This window comes from Pseudonocardia nigra, assembly GCF_019396355.1.
Classification (GTDB): Bacteria; Actinomycetota; Actinomycetes; order Mycobacteriales; family Pseudonocardiaceae; genus Pseudonocardia; species Pseudonocardia nigra.
The window spans coordinates 1-3,922 of sequence record NZ_JAHKRK010000373.1 but is presented as its reverse complement, the minus strand read 5'-3'; the positions used below and the strand labels follow the sequence as shown (position 1 = coordinate 3,922).

Annotated in this window: 3 protein-coding genes; 2 read left to right on the top strand and 1 reads right to left on the bottom strand. The window is 74.4% G+C overall.

What is annotated here, in order from left to right:
• Positions 1-644 precede the first annotated feature (644 nt).
• Both KME75_RS40470 and KME75_RS40465 read left to right on the top strand, forming a co-directional pair.
• A complete protein-coding gene (locus KME75_RS40470; protein WP_219420294.1) occupies positions 645-1,202 on the top strand; it encodes an NAD-dependent epimerase/dehydratase family protein in 558 nt (185 codons plus the stop codon).
• Between the two features lie 88 nt (positions 1,203-1,290).
• The gene (locus KME75_RS40465; protein WP_219420293.1) at positions 1,291-1,638 is read left to right on the top strand and encodes an NAD-dependent epimerase/dehydratase family protein; all 348 of its coding nucleotides are present in this window, start codon (positions 1,291-1,293) and stop codon (positions 1,636-1,638) included.
• A 21-nt stretch (positions 1,639-1,659) separates the two neighbouring features.
• Here KME75_RS40465 and KME75_RS40460 read toward each other — a convergent pair whose 3' ends face one another.
• Entirely contained in the window at positions 1,660-3,543 is a 1,884-nt protein-coding gene (locus tag KME75_RS40460) for an amino acid adenylation domain-containing protein (RefSeq protein ID WP_219420292.1), read from the bottom strand.
• Between the last annotated feature and the right edge of the window lie 379 nt (positions 3,544-3,922).

The window sequence follows — 3,922 nt, the reverse complement described above, 5'->3', positions numbered from 1 at the left end:
CGCCGCCCCGAACCCCCGCGGCATGAGCCCGGGGACCTCGGACCGCGGTGGGTGCAGGTCGTGAGTGTCATGACCCCCGTCCGCGGCGTGGTCGCCCCTTCTGATTGACCTCGCCCACCGCGAACTCCTCGCAGCACTCCATGCCACGCCAGCGAAGGGATGACCGACAGCCCCCCACTGGGCCTGTCCACCCGCCGGGGCACACCGGCACTGGAGCATGCACCTCGACCCGAAACACCCCGAACCCCCACCGAGCCACACCGAGCCACACCAAGCCACACCGAGATCGCTTTCTCCGCCCCGAACAGCGTGCGCCGTCCGGCGTCGACGTCAAGGACCTTCGGCCGCTGCGCGGTCGGCCCTTCGGGCCCGATCCCTGACCCCGACGCCTCACCCCGGCGCGCCCACAAGCAGGCCGAGAAGCAGCAGAAGAACAAGAAGAAAGATCAAGAACGAGATTGGGGGTTGACCGGCCCCGCTCCTTCAGGGATGACACTCGGAGCGCGTCAGGTCGTGACATGTCGGCGCCGACGACGGGCACGCGAGCGATCCATGGTTCCTGCTGGCCTTCGCGGTGCTCGGCGGGGCCGCGCTGGTCGTCCGGCTCCGCGACCGTCGGGGTGCGCCACGGCGGAGGGCAGGTCGTGAGAGTTCTGCTCACCGGTGCGACCGGCACCCTCGGCAGCGCGCTGATTCCCCGCCTGGTCCACGCCGGGCACAGCGTGCTCGCGCTCACCCGCACGCCGGACGCCGTCGCCCGGCTGCGCGACGCCGGGGTGCACGCGGTCGTCGTAGATGTCATGGACGGCAACGGCCTTCTGCAGGCGCTCGGTGGGCACGGCGCCGACGCCGTGATCCACCAGGCCACCGCGATCACCCGCACGCCGACCCGGCACCACCACCTCGACGCGACCGACGCGCTGCGCGCCGTCGGCACCCGCAACCTGCTGCGCGCGCCTCGATGCTCGGCGCGCGCCGGTTCCTCACCCAGTCGTTCTTCCTCGGCTAAGGGTGGCGGGATCACGGGACCGAACCGCTCACCGAGGACCATCCGTTCGCCGTGCTCGACGGCGGCCCCTTCGATCGGCACCTCCGATCCCTCGGCAGCAACGAGGACCAGGTGCTGGGCGCGGTCGGCCTGGCCGGCGTGGCCCTGCGGTACGGGCTGTTCTACGGGCCGGAGCCGGCCACCCTGCGCATGATGCGGCTGGCCCAGCGGCGGCTGCTGCCGGTTTCCGGCCGGCGGCCACCCTGCATCCGATCCACATCGACGACGCCGCGACGGCCACGGTGGCGGCGCTGGACCGCGGCCGCGCGGGCCAGGCGTACAACATCGTCGACGACCGCCCCGTCGGGATGGACGAGTTCATCGACGCCGTCGCCGCCGCGGTCGGCGCGCCCCGGCCGCCCCGGATCCCCGGCTGCCTGCTCCGGGGAACGCCGTACCTGCACGCGCTGATGGTGGGCACCCGCATCCGGCTCGACAACGGGAAGGCCGCACGCGAACTCGGGTGGGCACCGCACCACCCCACGTGCCACGACGGACTGGCCGCCGTCGTGTCCGCGACGCGCGGGAGGACCGGTGGCCGGGGGACGGGCCACGCCGCACGCAGATCGGAGGACAACCCAGACCGGTGACCGCAGGGTCACCGACCCGGATCAGGCGCCCGCCTGCCCCACCCGCGCGGGGGCGTTCCTGCCCGACCCGCCGGGCAGCGGAACCACTCGGCCGCCTGCGCCCCCGCGGCCGCGGATCACGAGCGCGGACGCCCGCTGCAGGATGCTCAGCAGGCTGGGGCCGGCGTCCCGGCGCTCGCCGGGGCCCACGACGGCGATCATCCGCGGTGCGACCGCGGCGAGCAGCAGCCGCTCGACCCCGAGCCCGGAGCTGCCGAGCACGAGCACGACGTCGGCGCTGTCGGCCGGCGGCAGCGCCGACAGCAGCGCGTCCATCGGCACGAACGCGGCGAAGCCGAGCGCGATCGGGTCGTCCTCGGCGAGCACCGTCCACGCCTCGGCGAGCCGCGGCGCCTCGGCACTCAGACTGCGCAGCAACGCGCGTGCCTGCTGCTCGTCGCGGACGTCCCGGCGGGCGGCGTCGAGCGCCTCGACGGCCGCCGCGTAGGCCGCGGCGTCGCGTTCCCGCAGGGCCCCGATCGCCTGCTCGTGCTCGGGGGCCATCGCGGCGACGACGCAGTGGTCGGCCAGCGCGTCGGCCATCTCGTCGAGCCGGTGCGCCGCCTCGTCGGCCGAGCCGTGCTCGGCGTAGTCGATGATCGCCTCGGCGACCTGCTCCGCCGAGTCGACGTCCGGCACCGACAGCGGTGAGTCGGCCGCGATGAACAGCACGTCGTGGCGCAGGGCGCCGACCGAACGGGCCGCTGCCGCGACCTTGACCAGCTCCTCGGCGAGCTCGACGAGCTCACCTTCGTCGCGGGGGGCGGGCACCCCGATCTCCGCACAGCCTTCCGCGATGCGCGCCCGGCGCTCGTCGAACTCGAGGTGCTCGATCAACCGCTGGACGTCGTCCACGGTCTCGGGGGTGTTCTCCCCCACCCGGGCCTGCTGCAGCACCGGCTGCACCTCGCGCTGCACGGCGGAGCGGAAGTACGAGCGGGGCTTGCCGCCGGTCTCGAGGAACTCGCGGTAGCGGCGCAGTACCTCGACGGCGCCGGGAGGCGGTGCTCCGTGGAACGACACCGGCGGGGCATAGCGGGCCTTGTCGAGCGCGGCGACCGCCTGCGCGGTGTCCTCGAGCATCCGGTCGAACGCCGCGCGGTGGCGGCTGTAGATCAGCTCGGAGAGCAGCCGCCACGCCCAGTCCCGCCCCGTGCGGGGCCGGAGGGCGCCCAGCGATCGGTGCACGCAGCGCGCCACGGAGGTGACGGCCGCGCGGCGGTCCTGGTCGAGGTCGGCGAGCAGGCCGGGCACCATCCACGGCCCGGCGCTCGTCCCGGTGGGCCGCGCGGCCTGGGCGCACAGCGTGGCGACCTCGTCGGGCGAGGGCAGCGCCGACGCGGGCGGCAGATCCTGCCCGCCGCGCGCCCTGCGCTCAGGGGTGGAGGTGGCCAGCAACCTGCGCAGCTCACGCAGCTCCGCGGGGGAGAGCGACGGGACGGCGTCCACGGCCCGGTCCACGACGTCGGTGGCCAGCGCCTCGCGGACCCGGGCCGACTCGCCCGGCGTGGCGCCGGTGACCACGACCCGCCTGCCCTCGGTCAGCAGTGCTGCGATCGCCTCGGCCACGGCGGCCTCGTCGAAGTCGTCCAGGACGACGAGCGCATCGGTGCGGACGGCGGACACGACCGAGCCGACGTCCTCCGCCGGGTGGCGCGGCGGCGGGGGGAGCTCGGCGACCGACGCCGCGAGTGCCTCCGCGAGCCTGCGTAGCCCGGGCGGGACCCTGCCCGCGCCGATCGCGTTCCTGATCCCCTCCTGCGCCAGCGCGGTGGGCCGATCCGACCCCGCGGCCGCGAGCCGATCGACGAAGACGGCAATGTCGTCGTCCCCGCCGGTCCCGTTCGCCAGTCCGACATCCAACACCTGGTCACCTCCGCCTGGCCGCCGCCGGCCGGCAGCGGTCACCCTTCGTATCGCTGGCGCCCATCCGATGTTGCACCCCGGATGGGGTACCTGCAATCGCCGCACGGCCGAACGGTCACCGTGAGCGGTGTCCGGACACCCGCCCGGGTGGCGCACAGCCCGGACGCTCCGCGACGCGTCGCAGAACGATAACGACACGCGGACGATCAACAGCTCGTCGACGAGCGGTCTTTCCGCGGCGCCCAACGGATACCGCGACCGCCAGGTCGGGCGACTCGCACGTCGAAGACGGGCGACTCACCTGTCGAAGACGGGCGACTCACCTGTTGAGGACGGGCGACTCGCGGAAACTCCCGCGAGTCGCCCGGTTTCTGCGCCC